The following is a 618-nucleotide window of genomic DNA, read 5'->3' on the forward strand; positions in this document are numbered from 1 at the left end:
CTTAATCAGCGAATTTACGAACGGTATTTTTAGTAAGAAATTCAATTTTTTCTGTGGAAGTTTGTCTTGAATGCGTTGCTGGAACAGAGTCCATAATCTCGGTACAGAAATGAACAAGGTTGGGCGGTGCATTTTCACGTCTTCGATAAAAGTATCGAGCGACTCTGGGAAAGCCGTTGGCACGCCACCCATGATGGATGAACCAAAAATATAAACGCGTTCAGTAATATGTGCCAATGGTAGGTAGGAAAAGAGTCGGTCGTTAGCTTGAATGCCGATGTGGTTGATCAGCTGTTGTACCGACCAACTAAACGCTCCGTAAGTCAGCATTGCGCCTTTTGGCAAACCTGATGTGCCGGAGGTATACACCAATGACATCAACTTATCATCGTAGTGTTGTGGACGCTCTTCACTTGGCACGGCATCCGCAATCAATGCGTTGAACTGGTATTGGCATTGTGGTGCTGAATCATACGGCAGCGCGATGCTGATAAGCTCTGGCATGGCATCAATGACTTGCTGAGTTGCTGCTGGGTCATCAAGCTTCCCCCCGATCAGCGCCTTACTTTCACTGTGAGTTACACAGTATTCAATCGTGTCTGCCCCTGCGGTAGGGAA

General features: G+C 46.9%; 1 protein-coding gene. It reads right to left on the reverse strand.

The features are described 5' to 3' along the window. A partial coding sequence (locus tag R7Z77_RS26570) for an AMP-binding protein (RefSeq protein WP_318137200.1) occupies nt 1-618 on the reverse strand: 618 nt, incomplete at both ends.

The sequence above is a fragment of the Vibrio sp. 1401 genome, assembly GCF_033340295.1.